The 22,670-nt window shown below is 68.6% G+C and carries 20 protein-coding genes and 1 pseudogene; 12 read left to right on the top strand and 9 right to left on the bottom strand.

Features of this window, described 5'->3' with window-relative positions:
• The first annotated feature begins 208 nt into the window (after nt 1–208).
• The 4 genes and pseudogenes from arfB to D7D52_RS38805 all read left to right on the top strand — a co-directional run bounded on the left by arfB (nt 209) and on the right by D7D52_RS38805 (nt 2,357).
• Nucleotides 209–637, top strand: coding sequence for an alternative ribosome rescue aminoacyl-tRNA hydrolase ArfB (gene arfB / locus D7D52_RS30260; RefSeq protein WP_246023395.1), 429 nt, complete (start codon nt 209–211; stop codon nt 635–637).
• Between the two features lie 80 nt (nt 638–717).
• Complete coding sequence (locus tag D7D52_RS30255; RefSeq protein ID WP_120744576.1) at nt 718–1,404, top strand: flavin reductase family protein; 687 nt, start codon at nt 718–720, stop codon at nt 1,402–1,404.
• A gap of 4 nt (nt 1,405–1,408) precedes the next feature.
• Nucleotides 1,409–1,885, top strand: a pseudogene (locus tag D7D52_RS40440) (serine hydrolase); the annotation flags it as partial.
• Nucleotides 1,886–1,904: 19 nt separating this feature from the next.
• Nucleotides 1,905–2,357 carry a serine hydrolase gene (locus tag D7D52_RS38805; protein WP_222932702.1) on the top strand — a complete coding sequence of 151 codons (453 nt, stop codon included), beginning with the start codon at nt 1,905–1,907 and terminating at the stop codon, nt 2,355–2,357.
• A gap of 10 nt (nt 2,358–2,367) precedes the next feature.
• Here the strand turns inward: D7D52_RS38805 and D7D52_RS30245 are convergent, their stop codons facing one another.
• From D7D52_RS30245 to D7D52_RS30235, 3 genes are all read right to left on the bottom strand, one after another.
• Nucleotides 2,368–3,174, bottom strand: coding sequence for an SDR family oxidoreductase (locus D7D52_RS30245; RefSeq protein ID WP_120741812.1), 807 nt, complete (start codon nt 3,172–3,174; stop codon nt 2,368–2,370).
• 112 nt (nt 3,175–3,286) lie between these two features.
• Complete coding sequence (locus D7D52_RS30240) at nt 3,287–3,661, bottom strand: PIN domain-containing protein (protein WP_162958653.1); 375 nt, start codon at nt 3,659–3,661, stop codon at nt 3,287–3,289.
• The gene (locus tag D7D52_RS30235; RefSeq protein ID WP_120741808.1) at nt 3,658–3,918 is read right to left on the bottom strand and encodes a hypothetical protein; all 261 of its coding nucleotides are present in this window, start codon (nt 3,916–3,918) and stop codon (nt 3,658–3,660) included. The genes D7D52_RS30240 and D7D52_RS30235 overlap by 4 nt, the downstream gene beginning before the upstream one ends.
• Nucleotides 3,919–4,139: 221 nt before the next feature.
• On the opposite strand from D7D52_RS30235, the gene D7D52_RS30230 reads away from it, so the two are divergent.
• On the top strand, nt 4,140–4,976 hold the full coding sequence (locus D7D52_RS30230; RefSeq protein WP_120741806.1) for an SDR family NAD(P)-dependent oxidoreductase: 837 nt from the start codon (nt 4,140–4,142) through the stop codon (nt 4,974–4,976).
• 105 nt (nt 4,977–5,081) lie between these two features.
• Here D7D52_RS30230 and D7D52_RS40030 read toward each other — a convergent pair whose 3' ends face one another.
• Nucleotides 5,082–5,204: a hypothetical protein gene (locus D7D52_RS40030; RefSeq protein WP_281279140.1), complete on the bottom strand. Its 123-nt coding sequence runs from the start codon at nt 5,202–5,204 to the stop codon at nt 5,082–5,084.
• Between the two features lie 186 nt (nt 5,205–5,390).
• Between D7D52_RS40030 and D7D52_RS30225 the strand changes: the two genes are divergently transcribed.
• From D7D52_RS30225 to D7D52_RS30205, 5 genes are all read left to right on the top strand, one after another.
• Nucleotides 5,391–7,025, top strand: coding sequence for an acyl-CoA synthetase (locus D7D52_RS30225; RefSeq protein ID WP_120744575.1), 1,635 nt, complete (start codon nt 5,391–5,393; stop codon nt 7,023–7,025).
• Between the two features lie 237 nt (nt 7,026–7,262).
• Nucleotides 7,263–8,924 carry an acyl-CoA synthetase gene (locus D7D52_RS30220; protein ID WP_120741804.1) on the top strand — a complete coding sequence of 554 codons (1,662 nt, stop codon included), beginning with the start codon at nt 7,263–7,265 and terminating at the stop codon, nt 8,922–8,924.
• Between the two features lie 155 nt (nt 8,925–9,079).
• Nucleotides 9,080–9,655, top strand: a complete 576-nt coding sequence (locus D7D52_RS30215; protein ID WP_246023394.1) for a hypothetical protein — start codon at nt 9,080–9,082, stop codon at nt 9,653–9,655.
• 241 nt (nt 9,656–9,896) lie between these two features.
• Nucleotides 9,897–11,375 carry a PepSY-associated TM helix domain-containing protein gene (locus D7D52_RS30210; protein WP_120741799.1) on the top strand — a complete coding sequence of 493 codons (1,479 nt, stop codon included), beginning with the start codon at nt 9,897–9,899 and terminating at the stop codon, nt 11,373–11,375.
• A gap of 140 nt (nt 11,376–11,515) precedes the next feature.
• Nucleotides 11,516–12,238, top strand: a complete 723-nt coding sequence (locus D7D52_RS30205) for a DUF8020 domain-containing protein (protein ID WP_120744574.1) — start codon at nt 11,516–11,518, stop codon at nt 12,236–12,238.
• Nucleotides 12,239–12,309: 71 nt separating this feature from the next.
• On the opposite strand, the gene galK is transcribed toward D7D52_RS30205, so the two are convergent.
• A complete protein-coding gene (gene galK / locus D7D52_RS30200; protein WP_120744573.1) occupies nt 12,310–13,443 on the bottom strand; it encodes a galactokinase in 1,134 nt (377 codons plus the stop codon).
• A gap of 406 nt (nt 13,444–13,849) precedes the next feature.
• Between galK and D7D52_RS30195 the strand changes: the two genes are divergently transcribed.
• Complete coding sequence (locus D7D52_RS30195; RefSeq protein WP_246023392.1) at nt 13,850–15,370, top strand: GGDEF domain-containing protein; 1,521 nt, start codon at nt 13,850–13,852, stop codon at nt 15,368–15,370.
• Nucleotides 15,371–15,488: 118 nt separating this feature from the next.
• On the opposite strand, the gene D7D52_RS30190 is transcribed toward D7D52_RS30195, so the two are convergent.
• Nucleotides 15,489–16,274 carry a DUF6319 family protein gene (locus D7D52_RS30190; protein WP_120741797.1) on the bottom strand — a complete coding sequence of 262 codons (786 nt, stop codon included), beginning with the start codon at nt 16,272–16,274 and terminating at the stop codon, nt 15,489–15,491.
• Between the two features lie 281 nt (nt 16,275–16,555).
• The gene (locus D7D52_RS38150) at nt 16,556–16,960 is read right to left on the bottom strand and encodes a hypothetical protein (RefSeq protein WP_162958652.1); all 405 of its coding nucleotides are present in this window, start codon (nt 16,958–16,960) and stop codon (nt 16,556–16,558) included.
• Between the two features lie 182 nt (nt 16,961–17,142).
• Here D7D52_RS38150 and D7D52_RS30180 point away from each other — a divergent pair, with 182 nt between their 5' ends.
• Nucleotides 17,143–19,110, top strand: coding sequence for a molybdopterin-containing oxidoreductase family protein (locus D7D52_RS30180; RefSeq protein WP_120741793.1), 1,968 nt, complete (start codon nt 17,143–17,145; stop codon nt 19,108–19,110).
• Nucleotides 19,111–19,126: 16 nt separating this feature from the next.
• On the opposite strand, the gene D7D52_RS30175 is transcribed toward D7D52_RS30180, so the two are convergent.
• Both D7D52_RS30175 and D7D52_RS30170 read right to left on the bottom strand, forming a co-directional pair.
• A complete protein-coding gene (locus D7D52_RS30175; RefSeq protein ID WP_120741791.1) occupies nt 19,127–20,020 on the bottom strand; it encodes an SGNH/GDSL hydrolase family protein in 894 nt (297 codons plus the stop codon).
• Between the two features lie 91 nt (nt 20,021–20,111).
• Complete coding sequence (locus tag D7D52_RS30170; RefSeq protein WP_120741789.1) at nt 20,112–22,580, bottom strand: MFS transporter; 2,469 nt, start codon at nt 22,578–22,580, stop codon at nt 20,112–20,114.
• Between the last annotated feature and the right edge of the window lie 90 nt (nt 22,581–22,670).

The raw sequence follows: 22,670 nt of genomic DNA, 5'->3' as shown, positions 1-22,670 counted from the left end.
GTCCGGTTCGAACCGATTCCACTGCCGCTCAAACGACTTGATGGCCGACCACGCAAGGGCGGAGAGATCGGGCCCTCATCTCGACCATGGCCGGGAAGTGACCTGCAGTCAATTACGGACGCACTGTCCTGCCACGAGGCGTGGGTGCCATGGGTAGGTCTCGGGGCGGCCGTAGCCTGGTCTGATCAGGGAGATGGGGTGGTGGAGCGTGCCGGAGGATCTGGTGGTGACGAGGGGGCTGGTGATTTCGGGGGCGGAGTTGCGGGAGCGGTTTTCGCGGTCGTCGGGGCCGGGTGGGCAGCATGTGAACACTACGGATAGTCGGGTGGAGTTGTCGTTCGATCTCGTTGGGTCGCCGTCTGTGCCGGAGGGGGTGCGTGGTCGGATGGTGGAGCGGTTGGGGAATCGGCTGGTCAATGGGGTGGTGACGGTTGTTGCGTCGGAGCAGCGGGCGCAGGTGCAGAACCGGGCGGTGGCTCGCGAACGGATGGCGGCGCTGTTGCGTGCGGCCGCTGCCGCGCCGCCGCCGGTTCGCCGCGCCACCAAACCCTCACGCGGAGCGAAGGAACGCCGCATTTCCGCGAAGAAACGGCGGGGTGTCGTCAAACGCAACCGCCGTGGCTTTCCCGACGACTAGGGACTGGCCGGGCGAGCGGTCCGGATGAGAGGTCCGATTTTCGCCAGCGGTGGGGTGGGGCGGGCGACAGGGTGGAGGGCATGCATCGGACCGTTGATTTGAAGGTTTTGTATTTCGGAACTCCGGTGGTGCTGATCAGCACCCGCAATGAGGATGGGTCGGCGAATATCGCGCCGATGTCGTCGGCCTGGTGGCTTGGTGATCGGTGCATGCTGGGGATGAATTCCGCGTCGCAGACTACGCGGAATTTGTTGCGGGAGAGGGAGTGTGTGCTCAATCTGCCGTCGTCGGATCTGGTGGCGGCGGTGGATCGGCTGGCGTTGCTGAGTGGGTCGCCGGAGATGACGCCGCACAAGGTCGAGAAGGGGTATCGGTACGAGCCGGACAAGTTCGGGGCCGCGGGGCTGACCGCGGTCGCCTCGGAGACCGTGGCGGCGCCGCGGATCGCGGAGTGCCCGATCCAGCTCGAAGCGAAAGTGTTGTCCGCGCGTCCATTCGACGAACGAAACAGCGTCACCGCCCACACGCTGCAGGTTGTCCGCGCCCACGTCGCCGAGGAGTTGATCGTCCCGGGCACCGATCATGTCGACCCGCGCGGCTGGGATCCGCTGATCATGAAGTTCTGCGAATACTTCGGCGGCGGCACACAACTCCACCACTCCCGCCTCGCCGAAGCCTGGCAGATCCCGCAACCGGACAAAATTCCAGCGCGGGTTGCCGGAATGCGATCTTCACGGATAGGTTTCGCCGGTGCGTGGATTCAGTAGGCGGATGCTATTGGGGGCCAGTGCTATTGCGGCGGGCGGGTTGCTGCGAACCGGAGTAGCGCGGGCGGGGGTGCCGGTGGCGGGGGCGGCGTTCGATGTGCAGTATCGCGGGGTCACGAAACTGGCCGGTGGGCGATGGCATTGCCTGGTGCGGGATTTGAGTTCGGGGCAGCCCGAGACGGTGGTCGAGGAGGACGCGGACTGCGTCATCGAGGGCGCCAGTGTGCAGAAGCTGGCCGTGATGACGGCATTGATGAGTGAGGTGGATGCGGGCCGAGTCCGGTTGTCGGATACGACGACGCTGGACGAGGACATGGTCACCGAGGGCAGCGGGATCTATTTGAATCAGGCGGCCTTCGGCGATCAGTTGACCGTGGCCAACCTGCTGACCGCGATGTTGCAGGTCTCGGACAATACGGCGGTGCGGTTGATGTCGCGGTTCGTGTCGGGCGAACAGATCAATGCGACATTGGGATCGCTTGGGGTTCAAGCAGACTCGGGTGACGCCGATTCCGGGGGACAGCAAGTTCTATCTGGGGTACACCACGCCTCGCGAGAACAACGATCTGCTGTATCGGCTGTCCTCGGGGACCTTGTTGTCCAAGGAGTCGACACAGGCGGTGTTGCGGATCATGACGTGGTCGGCGGTCGGGTACACCGACGGGATCCGGCGGAACATGTCCTCGGACGAGCGGTCTCGGTTCGCCACCAAACATGGCGCCTCCGACGACAAGAGGCACGACACCGGGATCATGTTCGACGCGCAGGGAGCGCCGGCGGTGGTGTTCTCCTTCTTCGCCGATCAAGCGCCGGACGCGGACAACTACGGGGCCACCAATCCCATCGTGGAGGCGCACGCCACCCTGGGACGGGCGCTGCTGGACACCTACACGCATTTGTCGCCGCTGCAGTCGTTCATCGATCCGAAGAAGATCGCGGCGGGCGGCCACTGAGGCGAATCAGTTACTCCACCAGCAGATTTCGCATGGCCGTGAACACCTCCGACGCGCCGCCCAGCGACCAGCCGCCGTCGACGGGGATGATCGCGCCGTTGACGTAGGAGGCGCGCTCGGAGGCCAGCCACAGGCAGCAGTCGGCGATCTCCCGGGCCGTGCCGTACCGCCCCATCGGCACGGATTTGGCCACCAGCTCGGCCATTTCAGGTGTGGGCGCCAGCCGGGACATGCCCTCGGTGTCCTCGATGGGACCGGGGACCACGGCATTGACCCGGATCCCGGCCGCCGCCCACTCCAGCGCCGCCACCCGGGTGAGCATGTCGACGCCGGCCTTGGCGGAACAGGCGTGCGCCTGCAAGGTCATGGGAATGCTCGCCTGCGGGGCGGAGATGGTGATGACGGCCGAGCCCGGCGTGCGCAGATGCTCCCGCGCGGCCCGCAGCACATTGAACGTCCCCTTGAGATCGATGTCGACCACGGCGGCGAAGGCCCGCGGTGACATGGCATCGGTGGCCGCCGGAAAGTTCCCGGCCGCCCCCGACACCAGCACGTCGATCTCACCGAGCTCGGTGCAGGTCGCCGCGATCCCCTGCGCGACCGCCTCGTAGTCGCGCACATCCGCCGCGAAGCCCAGCGCCGTCACCCCGCACTCCCCCAGCGAGTCGACCGCCGCCCGCACCTTGTCCGGCGTGCGCGACAACACCGCCACCGATGCCCCCGCCCGCGCGAAAGCCTGTGCCACAACGAGATTGATGCCGCTGGTACCACCGGCCACGAATACGGTACGGCCGGAGAAATCGAAGAGATCACTCATCTTCTGATTCTGCGGCGGCAGCGCCGCACGCGGATGCGGATCGGCCGCTTCGATGCACGCCGGACATCACCACCCGCGGAATCCGGTCATCCGACGGCGATCAGGCACCGATTCACACGATATGCGGCCGGATCCGCGAGTCCAGGCCGGTCAGATCCTCGGGATCCGACGTCACCACGAGAGTCGCGGCCAGCGCCCGTGCCAGTACGACCACATGAGCGTCGACGACATCGGCGGTCCCGGAGGCCGCCAGCACAGCTCCCACCGCGAGCGCCTGCGCCTGGGTGAGCTCGGCGACCCGCACGGCATCGGCCTTCAGCAACCGCGATACCGCGTGCTGGCGGGGACTGTTGCGCCAGCACTGCGCGAGTACGGTCGCGGGAACGACGATTTCGAGCTTGCGAGCCAGCGCGCGCCGGACGATCGCGATCGCTTTGGCGTTGTCCTTCTCCAGACCGATCAGCGCACCGGAGTCGAGCACGATCAAGCGGCACCTCCCAGGGATCCATCGGCTGCCGCACGTTCGGCCGCGTCCAGAGCGGCATCCGCGTCGGCGAGATCCGATTCGGTGACCCCAGCCTGTGCGGACAGTTCAGCAAGGATCTCCTCGGCCACCGCCCAGTCGGGTTCACGCTGGGCCAGTGCGGTGAAGTAGGCGGATACCGAGCCCGACAGGCCGGCTCGCACGGCACGGTTGGCCTTCTCCGCGATCTCGTCGGGAATGCTGATCGTGATCTTCGCCATGCGACTATCCTACCAGCAGGTATGACCGAGTCATACCAACCGTCGCAAGCTCCGCGCGCCATGCGTCCACTGCACAGCTCCATGAGTCGATTCGGCTGAATCCAGCGAAAACCACACTCCGCAAGCAGTTTCCGGTCGACACGGTTGGCCGGAGCGTCGCAGCCGGGCAAGCTGGTGCGTGGAGCCCGGAAACCTCCAGGGCGCGGCGAGAAGGATCGAGAATGAGTGCAGACAACGCCCTGCGCTGGCTGATCACCGGGGCCAACAGCGGGTTCGGGGCGGCCTTCACCAAGGCCGTGCTGGGCGCGGGGGACGAGGTGGTGGCGGCGGTGCGGCGGCCCGAGAGCATGGCGGAGGTGGTTGCGGCGCATCCGGATCGGGTGCGGGTGGTTGCGCTGGACGTGCGGGACGCGGCGGCGGCCGAGCGGGCGGTGAAGGAGGCCGGGCGGGTCGATGTGCTGGTCAACAATGCCGGGTACGGGATTGTGGGGGCCATCGAGGAGACCGCCGAGACCGATCTGCGCGACGCGATGGAGGTCATGTTCTTCGGGCCGTTGCGGCTGACGCGGCTGGTGCTGCCGCAGATGCGGGAACGCGGCAGCGGTGCGATCGTGCAGTTGACCAGCATGGGCGGGTTCATGTCGTTCGCCGGGGTGGGGGCCTACAGTGCCGCGAAGGGTGCGCTGGAGCTGGCCAGCGAAGCGCTTGCGGCGGAGGTGAATCCGCTCGGGATTCAGGTGCTCATCGTCGAACCCGGGGAATTCCGAACCGGTTTCGCCAAGCCCGCGGCGCTCACCATCGGTGCGGCCATTCCCGATTACGCGGAGACGGTCGGCGCCATCCGCGACGGTCTGCCCGCCTCCGATCAGCAGCAGTCCGGTGACCCGGACAAGGCGGCGGCCGCGGTCCTGGCCACGGTCGGGCAGCCGAACGCGCCGCTGCGCCTGGCCCTGGGCCCGGACGCGGTGGGGGCCATCCGCGGCAAGCTGGCCACCGTCGCCGCGGAACTCGACGCGACCGCGCATCTGGGGCTGGCCACCGGGTTCGACCAGGACTGACCCGGGAAGAGGTTCGACCAGGACTGAACCCGGGAAGAACGGCCCCGGGAATGCGAACGGCCCGCCGAACCCCCTCGGCGGGCCGTTCGTGATCGCGCTGGCCGGCTAGGCGGCGAGGGCGGCGCTTCCGCTGTTCAGGGCGGTGAAGAGGTTGGCGAGTACAGCGAGCAGTTCCATGGGGTCCTCATCGGTTCGGGGGTTGGAACCCGCAGCCTCTGCCACGGGCATGACGCGCAGGCAACGACGAGGTTAACGGTGGCTGGGAATCTTTCGAGTCGGTACCGATGTCCTATGTGACCGTTTTTCTGTAACAGGGCTCACAGCACGCTGTTACGGTGGCGCTACCCAGCGCCCAGGGCCGGGCGACGGGCGGCACGGTATACGGAGGTGGTCGGCGTGGCCTCGGTCTTGGACATGGCGCAGCAGCGGATGATGCACACCGCGGAAGCCGTACGGGGGCTGCGACGCCTGCGGGAATTGGGGCTGACCGATCCGCGCCGGCCGGTGGAAACGGTGCGAACCGCCTTGGAGGGCAGGGTTTTCGGGCCGCCCGCCACCGCGGTGCGGCGCGCGGCGCGCACCTGGCCGGATCGGCCCGGGGTGGCCGACGAACGCGGGGAACTCACCTATCGCGAACTCGACGAGCAGTCCAACGCGCTCGCGCGCGGGCTGCAACGGCTCGGCGTGAAGCCGGGCACCGTGGTCGGGGTGCTGGCGCGCGATCATCGCGGACTGCTGCTGACCATGGTGGCCCTCGGCAAGCTCGGCGCACGCTTGGCCCTGATGAACACCGGGTTCGCGAAACCGCAGTTCGCGCAGGTGTGTGAACGCGAGAACGTCAAGGCGGTGCTGCACGACAGCGAGTTCATCGGCCTGCTGGACGCGCTGCCGCCGGAGCTGCCGCGCGTGCTCACCTGGGTCGACGACGGCACCGAGATCCCCTCCGGGGCAACGACTCTGGATGCGCTCATCGCGGCCAACGCCCGAACCCCGCTGCCCGCACCCAAGAAGCCGGGCGGATTCATCATCCTCACCAGCGGCACCACCGGCCTGCCCAAGGGCGCGCCGCGCGAGCGGACCGGGCCGCTGGCCACCGTGCAGATGGTGGATCGCATCGACTTCCCGCAGGGCGGGACCATGGTCATCGTCTCGCCCATCTTCCACTCCACCGGCTTCGGAACCTGGCTGGCGGGAACGGCTTTCGGCAACAAGGTGGTCACCGCGCGGCGCTTCGACGCCGAGCGCACCCTGCGGCTGATCGCCGAGCATCGCGCCGACATGCTGGTGGCGGTGCCGACCATGCTGCATCGAATGGTGGAGCTGGACAAGACGATTCGCGACAAGTACGACACCTCGTCGCTGAAGGGCATTGTGGTCGCGGGTTCGGCGCTGTCGCCGGAGTTGTCGGTGCGCACCGCCGAGGTGTTCGGGCCGGTGCTCTACAACCTCTACGGCTCCACCGAATGCGCGGTCGCCACCGTGGCCCGCCCGGAGGATCTGGCCGCCGCGCCCGGCACGGCGGGCCGCGCACCCACCACCTGCGAGGTGGCGCTCTTCGACGAGGACGGGTTGCGCATCCGCGCCAAGAACGTGAAGGGCCGCATCTTCATTCGCTCCGGGGCGCCGTTCAAGGGTTACACCGACGGCCGCCACAAGGAGATCATCGACGGCTACATGTCCAGCGGGGATGTCGGCCATTTCGACGACAGCGGTCTGCTGTTCGTCGACGGCCGCGACGACGACATGATCGTCTCCGGCGGCGAGAACGTCTTCCCCCAGGAGGTCGAGAATCTCCTGCTGGAACGCCAGGACATCTTCGACGCCGCCGTGGTCGGCGTGGACGACGTCGAATTCGGCAAACGCCTGCGCGCCTTCATCGTTCCCGAACCCGGCGCCACCCTCGCCCCCGACGAGATCAAGTCCTACGTCAAATCCAACCTCGCCCGCTACAAGGTCCCCCGCGACGTCTTCTTCCTCGACGACCTCCCCCGCAACGCCACCGGCAAACTCCTCCGCCGCGTCCTGGTGGAGTACGAACCGCCGGCGTAGAGCGCGGCGGCCGGATGGATCCCGGCCAAAAGCACGCCGGGATGACGAGGCGGGACATTCGGACGCGGTGGTGGGATGTCCGCCACGAGCTGGGGGGTTTATTCGTTACTGCTGGTAACGGAGACCTCGGACACATCGGGTCTGCCGGTGCTTGCTAGGGTTAGCACCGCACTGGATCTCGATGTTGCGGTCCGTCGGGCCGACTCGTCCGGCCCGCGATCGCGGAAGGTTGTACCCATGTCACTTGCCCTTCCATCGGCTGGCTCGGTTCTCCGCAAAGCGGGTGATGCCGCACTGAGCGTCAACGCCATGGTTCGCGGGGGTCTGTTCAATCCGCTGCGTCCGGATATCGCGGCCAAGTCCGCGATCAGCATGCTCAAGTTCGGTCCCTTCGCGGGTGCGGTGGTGCACGGCGCCAACACTCATGCCAAGAGCGCGGCCATTGTCGACGAGGGCGGTGAGCTGACCTTCGAGCAGCTCGACCAGATGTCGAACGCCTTCGCGCGCGGGCTCGCCGCGCAGGGCCTGGGCCCGGGCGATGTGGTCGGCGTGCTCTGCCGCGACCATCGCGGCATGGTGTTGAGCCTGGTCGCGGCCGGCAAGCTGGGTGTGCGCGCGGTGCTGATGAACACCGGTTTCGCCAAGCCGCAGTTCACCGATGTGGCCGCGCGCGAACAGGTCAAGGCGGTGCTGCACGACAGCGAGTTCTTCGACCTCATGTCCGCCATCCCGGCCGATATCCCGCGCATCCTGACCTGGGTCGACGCCAAGGACAATGCCGACCCGTCGATCCCGACCATCGAGTCGGTCTCGGCCGGGCAGTCCACCGCCGCACTCACCCCGCCGGAGAAGCCGGGCGGCATGGTCATCCTGACCTCCGGCACCACCGGCACCCCCAAGGGCGCGCCGCGCGACAAGGTCTCCCCCTTCATCACCGCGCAGTTCCTGGACCGAATCCCGTTGCCGCGCAACGGCACCGTGGTGATGGCCGCCCCGATCTTCCACGCCACCGGCCTGTCGCAGTTCACGCTGTCGCTGGCGCTGGGCAACCGGGTGGTGTTCCAGCAGCGCCGTTTCGATCCCGAGGGCACGCTGGCCAATATCCAGAAGTACCGCGCGCAGGGCCTCACCGTGGTGCCGACCATGCTGCAGCGCATCCTGGATCTGCCGGAGGAGACGCTCGCCAAGTACAACCCGAAGCAGACCCTCCGGGTCATCTTCGCGGCCGGCTCGGCGATCCCGCCGGACGTCGTCACCCGCACCCTCGACTACTTCGGCGACACCCTCTACAACGTGTACGGCTCCACCGAGTGCGCGGTGATGACCGTGGCGCAGCCGGCCGAGCTGCGCAAGGCCCCGACCACCGCGGGCAAGCCGCCGGTCGGCATTCGCATCGCGCTCTACGACGAGAACCGCAAGCGCATCACCGCGCCCAATGTGACCGGCACGATCTTCATCGAGAACGGGCACTCGTTCAAGCAGTACACCGACGGCCGCACCAAGGAGTACGTGGACGGGCTCATGTCCTCCGGCGATGTCGGCCACTTCGACACCGACGGACTGCTGTTCATCGACGGCCGCGACGACGACATGATCGTCTCCGGCGGCGAGAACGTCTTCCCGCAGGAGGTCGAGAACCTGCTGTCCAACCGCCACGACATCCTCGAGGCCGCGGTGGTCGGCGTGGACGACCGCGATTTCGGAAAGCGCCTGCGCGCCATCGTGGTTCCGGGCCCGGACTCCAAGCGCGACGTGCAGGAGATCAAGGACTACGTCAAGGAGAACCTGGCGCGCTACAAGGTGCCGCGCGAGGTCATCTTCCTGGACGAGCTGCCGCGCAACGCGACCGGGAAGCTGCTGCGCAAGCCGCTGATCGAGATGGACGTCACGGAGAATTAGGCGATCGCTGTCCCGGCCCCAAGGGTCGCCGGGACAGCCACAGCCCGGGCGGATTCCGGCCCCCAGCGCCTCGGCGGCGACGTGGAGACCCTCCTCGTCCGGCAACCGGGGTCGCGGTTGGCTCGGATCGCCAGGCTATGGCTACTATTCAGCGCGTGAACAACGGAGTCGGCCGCTTTACGGCGCACAATCGCAGTGATGCTGCGGTTTTGCGCGGTGGGGCGGCCGGTTCGGTTTCCGGGGCGCTCGCGGTCGCGGCCCACGGCTGGGTCTCGGGCGCCGCACCCCTGGAGTCGGGGACGCTGACGCTGCTGGTCGTCGCCTCGGCCGCGGTCGGCGCGCTGGTGAGCGGCGTTCCCGCCTTGCGCACCACGACATTCGGGCTGACGGCCGCGCTGCTCGGCGGACAGCTGCTGGGCCACTTCAGCATGATGTGGGGCTCGCCCGGACACAGCATGCACGCCATGCATCACGCTTCCCTGTGGAGTCCGGCGATGCTGGCCGTCCACACCGTGGCCGCCTGCGCGGCGGCCGTGGTCATTCTCGGCGCGGAAGCCGCCTACCGGATCGCCACCACCGTGCTGGCCTGGGCGCTGCCCGCGCCCGTCGCGCTGCCGGCGCCGGCGGGCCCACCGCGGCTGCCCATCGCGCATCGTGATCGCGTCGTGCTGCGCGTCTTCGCGGCCGACGCCTGTCACACCCGCGGTCCGCCCGCGCCGGTTCGAGGCTGAATCCTTTTCTCCTGCACCCGGGCACACGGACCTGACGTCCGTGTGATCTCGCTGTACGCACCCGACCGTCGAGGTGGTGCCGTGCGCGTCCCGGCGTATCCATGACCGCTGCGCGCGGGCGATGGCAGTCGCTCGTGCGCACATGAGGGGGTCATGGGCCCGCTCGGACAGTCGTCGCCGCGTCGCGTCGCTCCCCTGTTCCGCGTACCCGGGTGTTTCTCGAACCCCCGAAAGACAGTTCATGACCATCACCGAAAGCGGTGTCGATCCGGCACCGCCGCCCTCCCCTGCCCCGACGCCGGAGCCCCCGTCGTCCACCACCCCGTCGAAACGCGGTCTGGGCAATGCCTTTCAGGCGCTCATGCTGCGACTGCATTTCTACGCCGGCGTTTTCGTCGCGCCGTTCATCCTGATCGCGGCCGTGACCGGCGCGCTGTACGCGATCGCGCCGACGCTGGAGAACATCACCTCCAGCGGACTGCTGCACACCGATTCGACCGGACCCGCCAAACCGCTGAAGGAGCAGATCGCCGCGGCGCTGGTGGTCGAGCCGAAGCTGCCGCTGGTCGCGGTCGCCCCGGCTCAGCACGCCGGTGAGACCACCCGGGTGCTGTTCAGCGATCCGTCGCTGGGCGACTCCGAGCGGCGGGCGGTGTTCGTGGACCCGGTCACCGCGCAGCCGGTGGGCGACGATGTCGTCTACGGCAGTTCGGGTGCGCTGCCGATGCGCACCTGGATCGACAACCTGCACCGCGATCTGCATCTGGGCGACGTCGGCCGCTACTACAGCGAGATCGCGGCGTCGTGGCTGTGGCTGATCGCGCTGGCCGGGCTGGTGCTCTGGTATCGGCGGGTGCGGGCTCGCCGCGAGAAGCGTTCGGCCGCTTGGCTGTTGCGCCCGGACCGTTCCCGCCCGCGCGCACGGACGCTGAATTGGCATGCGGTGGTGGGTGTGTGGATCCTGCCGGTGCTCCTGCTGCTGTCGGTGACGGGCATGACCTGGTCGAAGTATGCCGGTGACAATGTCACCGAACTGCGCCAGGCGCTGAGCTGGACCACGCCCGCGGTGAACGCCAAGCTGCCCGGATCCGCCGGCCCGGCCATGCCCGCCGGCGGTGAGCACGACCATCACGGTGGCGGCGCGGCCAAGGCCGCCATGCCCGCGGCCGACAAGGCGGCGCTGACCGACACCGTGTACGGCGTCGCCCGCGCCAACGGTCTCACCGGCCCGCTCGAGATCAGCATCCCCGCCGCCGACGGCACCGCGTTCGTGGCACAGGAGACCCGTCGTCCCGGGCAGTACACCCGCGACGCGATCGCGGTCGACGGCGCCACCGGCAATGTCACCGACAAACTGCCGTACGCCGACTGGCCGCTGATGGCCAAGCTCACCAACTGGGGCATCCAGTTCCATATGGGGCTGATGTTCGGTCTCGCCAATCAGCTGTTGCTGCTGGCCATCATGATCGGTTTGGGCACGGTGATCGTGCGCGGCTATCTGATGTGGTGGCGGCGGCGTCCGACCAAGGAATCCACGCTCGGCGTCGGCCGGGCGCCGCGCCGCGCGCTGGCACAGGCTCCGCTGATCCTCCTCGTGCCGTTGGCAGCGGCCGCGGTGGTGATCGGCTGGTTCGCGCCGATGATCGGTATTCCACTGCTGGGCTTCCTGGTGATCGACGTGCTGGTGGGTGTGGGAGCCCGCCTGCGCGCTCGCGCCTGACCGCCCTTCCTCACGACCGTCGCACAGCGGCACGGCTTCGCGCCGTGCCGCCGGTCGGTCACGCCTTACCACGGTCGTCGGTTCGTAGACGACCGTGTCCATTCGTGCGGACCCTGACCCGCACCGACGAAAGATTTCTCATGCAGCTCAACAAGTTCGCCGTGTCCGCCGCCCTCGTCACGACCGCGCTCGGGGTCACCGCCGGAACCGTGAACGCCGCACCCGCCCCGGCCGATCCGGGCGTCGTGCACTACACCGCCACCGCCGGCGAGCGGGATCTGGTCATCCGCACGGACGCCGGGTCGCTGGTGGTGAACAATGGCGTGCTCGAGATCAAGGCGGCCGACGGCACCACCGTCGCGGGCACCGAATTGTCGATGCGCGTCGACGATTACGTCTTCCCGATCGCCGCCGACATCCACGACCGGGTCGTCACCCTCACCCCGCAGCTCGACACCGCGCACGCGGTGTATCAGCCGGTGGCGCTGCCGTTCGAGAACAGCGCGCCGTGGAAGAGCGACTACGACCGTGAGGTCGCCGCCTGGAACCGCATGAGCAGCACCATTTCCATGGGCGCCACCATCGGCACCCTGGCCGGCGGGCTGGGCGGCGCCGCCCTGGGCTGCCTCGCGGGCGCGATCACCGGCGCGAGCCTGGTCACGCTGGGTTCCGTCGGAGTCCTTGCGGCCCTGTTCCTTCCGCTGCTGGGCGCGGCCGGCACCGGGTGCGTCATCGGCGCGGGTGCGGTGGGTTTCCTGGGCACCCTAGCCGGTCAGTTGTTCGTGACCGCCCCGGTGGCCATTGCGGCCGCGGTGCAGTACTTCACCACGATCAACCAGCCGACGATCACGCCCGGTAAGTAGGCGACAGGCAGTTGCCCGGCCGACCACGTCGCGATCGGCCGGGCAGCGTCCGCTGTTCGCCGGCTATGACGTTATGACGCAGTCGATTTCGCGCTTCGGATGCGATGGGCCCCAGCCGAGGGCGTGACGGTGAAGTTGCGGGGCGATTCGAAGCCGTTGGCCGCGAAGGCTTCTCGGACCCCGGACAGCACGGCACCGATGCGGTCACGGTCCACGAGGGCGATGACGCTGCCGCCGAAGCCGCCGCCGGTGAGGCGAGCGCCGTAAGCGCCCGCGGCGAGGGCCGCGTCGACCGCGAGGTCCAATCGGGGCGCGGAGACTTCGAAATCGTCGCGGAGGGAAGCGTGGCCTTCGGTGAGGAGGGGGCCGATGGCGCGGGGGTCCGCGCCGGAGCGCAATTGTTCGGCTATTCGCAGGACCCGGGCGTTTTCGGTGATCACGTGGCGGGCGCGGCGGCGCAGCAGCGGGTCGGTGAGCCGGTCGGCGGCGGTGGGCGAGGTGACGTCGCGGAGGGACGCGACGTTCAGTTGTGCTGCGGCGGCGGCGCATTCGGCCCGGCGGCGGGCGTATTCGCCGTCCAGCAGGCGGTGGGGGCTGCCGGTGTCGAGCACCAGCAGCGCCAGGTCGAAGGCGTCGAGATCGAAGGGGATCTGTTCGAAGGCGCCGGTACGGGTGTCGAGGAACAGCAGGTGCCCGGCCGTGCACAGCATGGCGGCGGATTGGTCGAGGGTGCCGGTGGGGACGCCGGCGTAGTCGTTCTCGGCGGCGCGAGCGATATCGATGATGTCGGTGTCGGTGACGGTGGGGGCGAACAGGTCTCGCAGTGCGAGGGCGACCGCGCAGGACAGCGCGGCCGAGGAGGACAGGCCCGCACCCACCGGGACGGTGCCGTCCAGGTCCAGTTCGACACCGGTTACCGGGTGGCCGCGACGGTCGAATTCGGCGAGTACGCCCAGCGGATAGTGGGTCCAGGCCGGCAATTCGGACCAGCCGCCGGCGACGATGGTCTCGACCCGGGTATCGATCGACTGGTCCCGGACTTGGCGGGAGGCCAGGCGAACGACACCGTCCGTCCGTGGCTTGGCGGTGCAGGTCATACCCAGCGGCAATGCCAGCGGCAGGACGTAGCCGTCGTTGTAGTCGGTGTGCTCACCGATGAGATTGACTCGCCCCGGCGCCCACCAACGCCCCGCCGTCGCTCCCATGCCACCTTCCCGCCAGTGCACCATCACCGTTCCCTTCACCCACGCCCTGTGTTGTCGCTTCAATTCCACGCTTCCGTGCTCGCGCCCGCGAATTTCCCTCCCATTGGCGGTAATTCGCCTGGTCCGGAGGGTAGTGGGCGCGGGCAGGGGGATGCGGTGCAGGCCGTTCGGTTCGAATTCAGGGGGAGCATAGCGAGCCATGCAGAAAGCATTTCGCGGGTTCGCCGAACTCGGCTCCGGAGCGGACGTTTTCGTGTAATGATCGGATCGGTTGCCCAAATAGTGGCAGCGCCTTTGTCGACCGGGCACTCTGCCACCGCTGCGCGGGGACCTATGCTCGTACCGCAACACACACGGTTGATGATCGGCGGTGTCTTTTCGAGTACTGCTCGGACTAGGGGGGCTGGTGGGAACAGACGCACAACCGGCCGAACAGTCTGGTCGGCGCTACCGAATCTGCTGGCGCACCGTGCTGTTCTGCTCGGGCGTTCTGATTCTCGGCCTGCCCCTGATGACCAGCTCCCGGGCCGTCGCACTCGGCACCCTGTTCGCCTCGGTCGCCCTCAGCCTCGGCATGATCGGCACCGGAGTCCGCAACTACCGGCCCCGCCACCCCCTGCCCTGGTATCTGTTGTCCGCGGCCGCCGTTCAATTCGCCATCGGCACCGGGCTGCGCCACATCTCCGAATCCCAGCGCCACCCGTTCGACGATCTGTTCACCCTCAGCGGCTACTGCTGCGTCGGGGTGGCGGCGGTGCTGTGGCTGCGGCCGCGCCAGAACAGCACCGACCACGACCTGCTGCTCGACTCCGGGCTCATCGGGTTGGGCGCACTGCTGCTGTCGTGGACCTTCCTGATCTCGCCGGTGCTGCACATGACCCACGACATCCACTTCGGCACCATCACCGCCGTCGCGGATCCCATCGTGGACGCGCTGCTGCTCACCGTCATCGTGCACTCGGTGATCACCTCGGCCCGCTCGGAAACCTCGCTGCGCCTGGTGCACCTGGCCATGCTGGTGATCCTCGCCGGAGATCTGGCCTACAACCTGGAGACCGCGGGTTCGGCGGTACTCGGCCGCCAGATCCAGCTGCTGCCACTGCAACTGGGTTTCACGCTGATCGGCACCGCGGCCATGCACCCGAGCATGACCGTGCTGGGCGGCCCGCGCCACATCCATCCGCATCGCTCGCGGCAGCGCGCCAGCATCATCGCCATCGTGATGATCGTGGCCTCGCTGGTGCCCGTGGTCGGTTCCAGCCTGGAGACCCTGGACCGGGTCGTGGTGTCGTCACTGTTCGCGCTGCTCTTGGGCGGCGTGCTGCTACGCAGCGAACGCGCCATCGAACGCAGCGCCCGCAGCGAACGACGCGCGCAGTATCAGGCGGACCACGACATGCTGACCGGTCTCCTGAACCGCGCCGCCCTGCTGCGGGCGCTGCATCGTAATCGGGAGCGTTGGGCCGGACAGCCTTTGGCCCTGCTGTTCATCGACCTGGACGGCTTCAAGCGGGTCAACGACAATTACGGCCACGCCGTCGGCGACGAGTTGATCGCCAATGCCGCCGCCCGCATTCGCCGGGTGATTCGCCGTGACGCCGCCGCCGCCCGCTACGGCGGTGACGAATTCGTGGTGCTGGCCCCGCTGGCTCCGCAGCAGGCGCGGCAGCTGGCGGAGCGGCTGCTGGCCACTCTCGGGGAACCGTTCGAACTCAGCGCCGCCGAAGTGCGGATCGCGGCCAGCATCGGCATCGCCTGCACCCGGCCCCGGGAAACCGAGACCACCGTGTACGAGCTACTGCGCGAAGCGGATTCGGCCATGTACCACGCCAAGGAATACTCGCTCGGCTACATCTTCCACGACGATCTGCGCCGGGCCCGCCCGGAAGCGGGCCCGCGCACCTGGCAGCGAGAATCCGCGGTGTGAGCCACGCCTCGTCATCCCGGCATGCTTCTTGGCCGGGATCCACTGCCACAGTGTGGATTCCGGCCAAAAACACGCCGGAATGACGGGCGCGGCTCGAGATCAGGCGGGCCGGCCTTGGTCAGGCCAGGTCCTCGAGTAGCCGACGGGCCGACTCGAGTTCGGCTTGCAACTGCGCCACCTTGGCCTGCTGGGCGGCGCGCACGGACTCGTGAATCGAATCCACCACCTCGGCGAATTCCGGGTGCAGGATCTTGGCGGCCTGGGCCACAGCGGAACTCGCGACCGGCAGGCCCTTGATGGTGCGCTTCTTGCCGTTGACGACATCGAGGGTCCACTCACCCTCGGCGGTGCCGCTGAGGGTGACCGTCACCTCGGCCGCCTTCGGCTTCTTCGCCGCGGCGGCATTGGCCGCATTGCGGGCCGGGCGGGAGGCGGCGGGCTTGTTCGCCTTGGCCTCCGCCGATTCCGCGGCGGGCTGCGAGGTTTCGGGCTTCGCCTGCGGAGTCGCCGAGGTGCTGGAGACGGCCGGGGCGGCGGGGGCCGCCGGGGTACTGGGGGCGGCCGGCGTCGTCACGGGCGAGGGCATCGACACGGTGGATTCCTTCCTGGTTGCCGTTTTCGGGGTAGTTCCAGTCGGTTTCGCCGGGGTCGGGCGGCCCGGTTTGGTGAGGGTGACCTCGGTGGGACCGAAGGACAGCACATCCTTCGAGCCCGTGGGTTTGACCTGAAGGAAATCCCCCTCGGACGGATCACCGAGGGACATCACCTTGCCGGAGCGCCCCTCCGGCACGCCGACGGCCGCCGCGGTGAACCACACCATCGGCGGCTTGCCCGCGTCGATTTCCGTGGCGATGCGCCGAATCTCGGTATCCGACAAGGGCTGTGGCTTGGTACGGGTCGACATGGGACACTCCGGGCGGACGGGGCGGACAGCTGCGTGCCAAGAGCATGCACCATGGCACCGACAAATCCACATCCGCTGGTTCTCACGGCCGCCGACCCGCAGGTCAGTGAACGTTTGGCTATTCCGGCTGGTGCGGCCCACCGAGCATGGCCGGCGCTGCAGATCCTAGGCGGCAGCCCCTGTCCCCGCGCAACTTTCGCCCACGGCCCACTCCCCGATGCTCGATGCCCAGCGCCCGCTGCCCGATGCCCAATGCCCGCTGCCCGATCGGCGAGGATCGTTCAGAGCTGTTCCACTCCACGCAGCACACACCGGACGGTCTGCGGACGGGTCACCGGATCCAGCCGGGTCTCGGTGGTGAAATCCTGGGTCGCGCCCGGCGCGACCACCACCTCGGTGCGGGTGCGTTCGAGATCCGCGGACTCCGGTGTCATGAAACTGATCACCACCAGATACCGGTGCTCGATCACGTCCCGATTGCTCACCACCGCCGTGGCCTGCCAGCCCGCCGCGGTCCCCGCGCAGCCGGTGACGAACGCGCTGCGCTGCATCTCACCGCTGTCCGCGGCCTCGGTGTGTGCTCGGTTCGCCCGCGCCGGATCGAGGTGGCCGGCGTGCGCACAACCGGTCAGCAGCGTCACGCCACCCGCGATGACGCCCACGAGCCCTCGGCCGGGGGTGATCATGCCTCTCCCATTCCACCGCGCACTTCCGCCCCCGCAACCCTGTTGCGGCTGAGTGGCCGCCGGCCGAGATTACCGCAGCACACCAGCGTGTCGTCACATGACGCGATAGGCGTGTCGCATAAGGAAAGTGGCCGCACGCTCGGCTTTCGCGCCCGAGAGAGCACTTGCCTACGATCGATCGGGTGAAGGTACTGGGAGCCTGTCCCCTCGATTGCCCGGACGGCTGCTCGTGGGTGGTGGACGTCCAGGACGGCAAGGCGGTCGGCCTGCGCGGCAACAAGGAGCATCCGGTCACTCGGGGCGCGCTGTGCGTCAAGGTGAACCGCTACCTCGAGCAGGTCCACTCCCCCGAGCGCCTGACCCGGCCGCTGCGCCGGGTCGGGGCCAAGGGTGAGGGCCGCTTCGAGCCGATCAGCTGGGACGAGGCGCTCGACGAGATCGCCGAGCGGCTCACCGCCATCGTCGACGAGCACGGCGGGGAGGCGATCTGGCCGTTCCACGGCACCGGCAGCCTCGGCTATCTGCAAGGGCTGGAGGGCTTTTCCGGACGGCGGTTCTTCAACGCCCTCGGCGCGTCCCTGCACGACCCGACCATCTGCTCGATCGCGGGCAGCACCGGACTGAAGTACACCCTCGGCACGTCCGGGGGCATGGATCCGGAGGATCTGGCCAAGTCCAAGCTGATCCTGGTGTGGGGCACCAACCCGCTCAGCTCCGGTCATCACGTATGGAAGTTCGTTCAGGACAGCGGCGCGTACACCGTCGCCATCGATCCGGTGCGCACCCGCACCGCGGAACGCTGCGACGAGCATCTCGCGCCGCTGCCCGGCACCGATGCGGCGCTGGCGCTGGGACTCATGCACGTCATCGTGTCGCTGGACGCCCAGGACGACGAATATCTGGCCGCCCACACCGAGGGCTGGCCCGAATTCCGTTCCCGCATAGAGGAATACACGCCCGAGCGCACCGCTGAGATCACCGGCCTGCCGGTGGAGCGGATCGTGGCGCTCGGCGAACGCATCGCCCGCACCCGCCCCACCGCGATCCGGGTGTCCCAGGGGCTGCAGCGGCACGCCGGCGGCGGCATGGCACTGCGCACGCTGGCGTGCCTGCCGGGTGTGACCGGCGATTGGGCGATTCCCGGTGGCGGACTGCACTATTCGACCAGCGGGCATTTCCAGCTGGACGTGCCCGCGCTGGTGCGTTTCGATCTGCTGCCGCATCCGGTGCGGACGCTGTCCATGACACGGATGGGCGAGGCTCTGCTGGAGACCACGCCGCCGGTCAAGGCGCTGTTCGTGATCGCGGCGAACCCGGTCGGCTCGAACCCGGATCAGCGCCGGGTGATCGAGGGCCTGTCCCGCGAGGATCTGTTCACGGTGGTGCTGGAACACTTCCCGACCGACACCGTCGATTACGCCGACATCGTGCTGCCGGCCACCATGCAGCCCGAGCACCTCGATGTCATTGCCGCCTACGGCAATCTGTATCTGGTCTGGAACGAGCCCGCCGTCGCGCCGCCGGGCGAATGCCTGCCCACCACGGAGACTTTCCGCCGGCTCGCCCGGCGCCTGGGCTTCACCGATCCGGCCCTGTTCGAGTCCGACGAGGAGCTGGCGACCCAGCTGCTGAAGCAGTACGACATCGATCGCCTGCGCGCCGACGGCTTCCTCAAGATCGAACCGGGTCCGGTGCCCACCGACAAGCTCCGGTTCGTCTCCGATCGCCTGGCGCAGGCCGGTCACGATCCGCTGGCCGGTTACACCCCGCCCGCCGACCCCGGCGACGGTCTGGTCCTCATCTCCGCCGCGTCCCACTATTTCCTCAATACGACGTTCGGCTCGAATCCCGAATTGCGCCGCCGCGCAGGCGAACCCCGCGTCACCCTGCACCCCGACGACGCGGCCGCGCGCGGCATCTCCGACGGCGACCCGATCACCGTCGGCAACGACCGCGGCCGCTTCGACGCCGTCGCGGAGGTCTCCGACATCGTCCGTCCGGGCGTCGCCGCCACCCCGAAGGGCCGCTGGGCCAAGCATTCCGGCGGCGCCACCGCCAATGCCACCGTGGCCGAACGCGATTCGGACTTCGGCGGCGGCGCGGTATTCCACGACAACCGGGTGACTATCACCCGCCGCACCGTGGACTGAAGCCGGCGGCCGCGGTTCAGGCCGCGCCGAGGGTCTCCAAGACCTTGCGGGCCTGGTAGTCCGCGCCGAGTTGGTTGGGGTGGAACGGGACCGCGAGTCCGAGGGGGCTACCGGAGTACGGGAGCAGCCCCTCCACCCAGCGGGTGCCGACGGGTTCGCAGGCGTCGTGCCCGGCACTGCCGTCGTAGGTGTCCACGAAGTCGACGCCGCTGCTGTCGGCGACCTGCGCGAGCATGTCGTGCAGTTCGAGCAGCTTGTGGCCCAGCCAGCCGGCGTCCGCGTCGGAGATGGGGATCTCGGGCCAGCAGCCGCCGTCGAGACCGATGCCCTCGAAGTAGTCCAGCAGCAGGATGCGGGCGTGCGGTGCGCGCTCGCGAATACCGGCGATGGTGGCCGCGACCCGGGGCGCGGTCGCGGCGATCCGCTGCGACATGCGATCGACTCCGCCGACGACATTCTCGTTCAGGCACGGGCTGATCGCCGGGTCGAGGGTGAGGCAGTCGGTGACGGCCGCGGCCAATCCCGCGTCGTTGCCGCCGATTTCGAGGGTGACCAGGTCGGTGTTCTCGGTCAGCCGGTCGAACTGGGGCGCATTGTCGCCTAGATCGAAATGCTGCGGCCGGGTCATGTCGGCGGTCACCGCACCGCCGCAGGTGGCGTCGCGGAAGGTCGGCACCCGCAGCGCGGCGGCCACCTGCTTGGCGTAATCGTGCGCGCTCTGCACGCACGGCAGCGGTGTGAAGGCGGTGGTGAGCTGACTGAGGGTGGCGTCGGCCGCCCACGAATCCCCCAGCGCCACATACTCGGCGATGCCGGGCCCGGCGTCCGGGGACACCGGGTCGGCGTGGGCCGCGGCGGCGGGTAGGACGGCGACGAGGGCGGCGGTCAGCAGTGCGCGCGTGGTCTTCATGAGATTCTCCCCTGAGCCGGCCCAATACCGAACGTTGGACCGTTTTCAGCGGAAACCTAACAGCTGTACCGCGTTCGCGCGCCCCGAACGGTCACACCCGGTCGGCCGACTCGCGCTCGATCGACTCCACCCGCTCGTAGCTGAGCAGCACATCGTGCGCGACTTCGCCCTCCGCGACGGTCACCCGGCTGAACGCGGCCGGATATCCGCGCGCCATCACGGTGTAGCGTCCCTCGGCCAGATCCGGCACCACGTATCGGCCGGTGTCGTCGGTGCGGGTGACCGCGATCAGATCCCCCGCCTCGTCCAGCACGGTGATCTGCGCGTCGGCCACGCTGTCGCCGCGTTCGTTGCAGGCCGAGCCGGCCAGCACCGCGCGCGGCGCCAATTCGATGTCGTGGCGCAGCATTCCGCTGTCGGGCACGGTGAGGGTGACGGCGGTCGGGCGCATGTGCTCGGCCACCGCGACCAGGGTGTAGGTGCCCGCCAGCACCCCGCGGCAGATGAAGTCGCCGTCCGCGGTGGTGACGGCCGAGCCGACCACGTCGCCGAAGGCGTCGGTGAGCGTGACGGTCGCATCCCGCAGCGGCGCACCGCGTCCCACCGCCCGCACCGTCCCCGACACCTCGCCGGAGCCGAGCAGGGCGACATCGAGTTGCTGCGGACGGCTGCCGACGCTGAGGGTGACCGCGGCGGGCTGGTATCCGAACGCCGACACGATCAGCACATAGCCGCCCGCGCGCGGCACGCCGATGAGATAGCCGCCGTCGGGTGCGCCGATCGCGCGCGACACCTGGCGTCCGCGGTGATCGATGAGGGTGAGCACGGCATCCGGCACCGGCTGGCCGTCCTCGCGGTGCACGCAGCCCGACACCGACAACCCCGTCGGCTCGACGATGTGCAACTCCGGTTCCGGCTCCGGCTCGGGTTCCGGCTCGACCGCCACTTCGGCCGTCGCCATCGGAACATCCTGCAGCGGAATCTCTTTCATGAACGCCAGCACCACGGCCGCCGCCACCGCGACCGCCGCGGCCGTGAAGAAGACGCCGCCCATGGCGTGGGTGAAGCCGGTCAGGATGGGAATGCGCAACTGCTCGGGCAATGCCGCGATATCGCCGGTATTGCTCTGGATTCGGCCCAGTTGCGCGGCGTCGAATCCGGGCGGCAGCTCGCCGCCGAACGCCGCGACGATCTTGCGCGGCAGCAGATTGAACAGGATGGTCAGAAAGACGGCGACGCCCAGCGTGCCGCCCATCTGCCGGAAGAAGGTGGCCGACGCGGTCGACACGCCCATATCGGTGCGCGGTCCCGCGTTTTGCGCGGCGATGATGAGCGTCTGCATGCAGCCGCCCAGCCCGAAACCGATGATGCCGCAGTACAACAGCGGCTGCCACAGCGGGCTGTCGTAGTGCACGAGCGCGAACAGCACCGACCCGCCGGCGATCACCAGCGAGCCGAGTACCGGCAGCAGCTTGTAGCGCCCGGTGAATTTGGTGACGAGCCCGGACAATTGCGCGCCGATCATGATGCCGACCACCAGCGGCAGCATGAAAAGCCCGGAGCGCGTGGGCGAATACCCGCGCACGACCTGGAAGTACAGCGGCACCAGCACGATTGCGCCGAACATGGCGACGCCGACGATGAAGCCGCCCAGAATGGCGATGCTGAAGGTGAGATTGCGGAACAGCCGCAGGGGAATCAGCGCCGCGTCCTTCATGAGGAACTCCACGAGCAGGAACGCCACCAGCCCGGCCGCGGCGATGCCGTAGCAGAGCAGCGCGCGATGCGAGTGCCAGCCCCACTCGCGCCCCTGCTGGGCGACGACGAGCAGCGGAACCGTGCCCGCCGCAAGGGTTATCGCGCCCAGCCAGTCGGTGCGCTGCCGGCGCCGCTGCTGCGGCACGTCGAGCACCTTGGCGACCACCAGCAGCGCCAGCACGCCGATGGGCACGTTCACCAGGAACACCCAGCGCCAGCCCGCGAGCCGCAGAATGTGGTCTGCGTTGGAGAAGAAGCCGCCCAGCACCGGTCCGAGCACGGTGGCGATGCCGAACACCATCATGAAATAGCCCTGGTATCGGACCCTTTCGCGCGGCGGCACGATATCGCCGATGATGGTGAAGGCCAGCGACATCAGCCCGCCCGCGCCCACCCCCTGCAGCGCGCGGAAGCCCGCGAGCTGGTACATGGAGGTGGCGAAGGTGCAGCACACCGAGCCGATCACGAAGACGCCGATGGCGATGAGGTAGCAGGGTTTTCGGCCGTAGATGTCGGCGAGCTTGCCGTAGAGCGGCGTGCTGATGGTGGCGGTGATCAGGTAGGCCGTGGTGGCCCAGGCCTGTTTGTCGAAGCCGTGCAGGCTGTTGGCGATGCGGACGATCGCCACGCTGACGATGTTCTGGTCCAGTGCCGCCAGGAACACGCCCAGCAGCAGGCCCGACAGGATGGTCATGATCTGCCGGTGGGACAGGGTGGTGTCGCCGGTTCTCTCGGCCGGGGCGGGGGCGGGCGCGACCCGAATCGGCGCTGCCACCGTCGTCTGGGTAGAGCTGTTTGGCATGTTTGGGGCCCTTGTCGGATTCGACTGTCCGTACGTGCGGTGCTACTCGAAAAGACCTCGCCATGAAGCAATTCGGGCAGCTTACTCCCG

Origin of the sequence: Nocardia yunnanensis, from assembly GCF_003626895.1 — a bacterium.
In the GTDB taxonomy this organism is placed as follows: Bacteria; Actinomycetota; Actinomycetes; order Mycobacteriales; family Mycobacteriaceae; genus Nocardia; species Nocardia yunnanensis.
Note: the sequence above shows the minus strand (reverse complement) of the source record. Positions and strands in the feature narration are given on the sequence as shown.

What these genes read in the sequence shown, in the direction of transcription:
- D7D52_RS30255 (WP_120744576.1), top strand. Translation starts at nt 718, where the DNA reads ATGCATCGGACCGTTGATTTGAAGGTTTTGTATTTCGGAACTCCGGTG.
- D7D52_RS30245 (WP_120741812.1), bottom strand. Translation starts at nt 3,174, where the DNA reads ATGAGTGATCTCTTCGATTTCTCCGGCCGTACCGTATTCGTGGCCGGT.
- D7D52_RS30235 (WP_120741808.1), bottom strand. Translation starts at nt 3,918, where the DNA reads ATGGCGAAGATCACGATCAGCATTCCCGACGAGATCGCGGAGAAGGCC.
- D7D52_RS30230 (WP_120741806.1), top strand. Translation starts at nt 4,140, where the DNA reads ATGAGTGCAGACAACGCCCTGCGCTGGCTGATCACCGGGGCCAACAGC.
- D7D52_RS40030 (WP_281279140.1), bottom strand. Translation starts at nt 5,204, where the DNA reads ATGCCCGTGGCAGAGGCTGCGGGTTCCAACCCCCGAACCGATGAGGAC.
- D7D52_RS30225 (WP_120744575.1), top strand. Translation starts at nt 5,391, where the DNA reads ATGGCGCAGCAGCGGATGATGCACACCGCGGAAGCCGTACGGGGGCTG.
- D7D52_RS30220 (WP_120741804.1), top strand. Translation starts at nt 7,263, where the DNA reads ATGTCACTTGCCCTTCCATCGGCTGGCTCGGTTCTCCGCAAAGCGGGT.
- D7D52_RS30210 (WP_120741799.1), top strand. Translation starts at nt 9,897, where the DNA reads ATGACCATCACCGAAAGCGGTGTCGATCCGGCACCGCCGCCCTCCCCT.
- D7D52_RS30205 (WP_120744574.1), top strand. Translation starts at nt 11,516, where the DNA reads ATGCAGCTCAACAAGTTCGCCGTGTCCGCCGCCCTCGTCACGACCGCG.
- galK (WP_120744573.1), bottom strand. Translation starts at nt 13,443, where the DNA reads ATGGGAGCGACGGCGGGGCGTTGGTGGGCGCCGGGGCGAGTCAATCTC.
- D7D52_RS30190 (WP_120741797.1), bottom strand. Translation starts at nt 16,274, where the DNA reads ATGTCGACCCGTACCAAGCCACAGCCCTTGTCGGATACCGAGATTCGG.
- D7D52_RS38150 (WP_162958652.1), bottom strand. Translation starts at nt 16,960, where the DNA reads ATGATCACCCCCGGCCGAGGGCTCGTGGGCGTCATCGCGGGTGGCGTG.
- D7D52_RS30175 (WP_120741791.1), bottom strand. Translation starts at nt 20,020, where the DNA reads ATGAAGACCACGCGCGCACTGCTGACCGCCGCCCTCGTCGCCGTCCTA.
- D7D52_RS30170 (WP_120741789.1), bottom strand. Translation starts at nt 22,580, where the DNA reads ATGCCAAACAGCTCTACCCAGACGACGGTGGCAGCGCCGATTCGGGTC.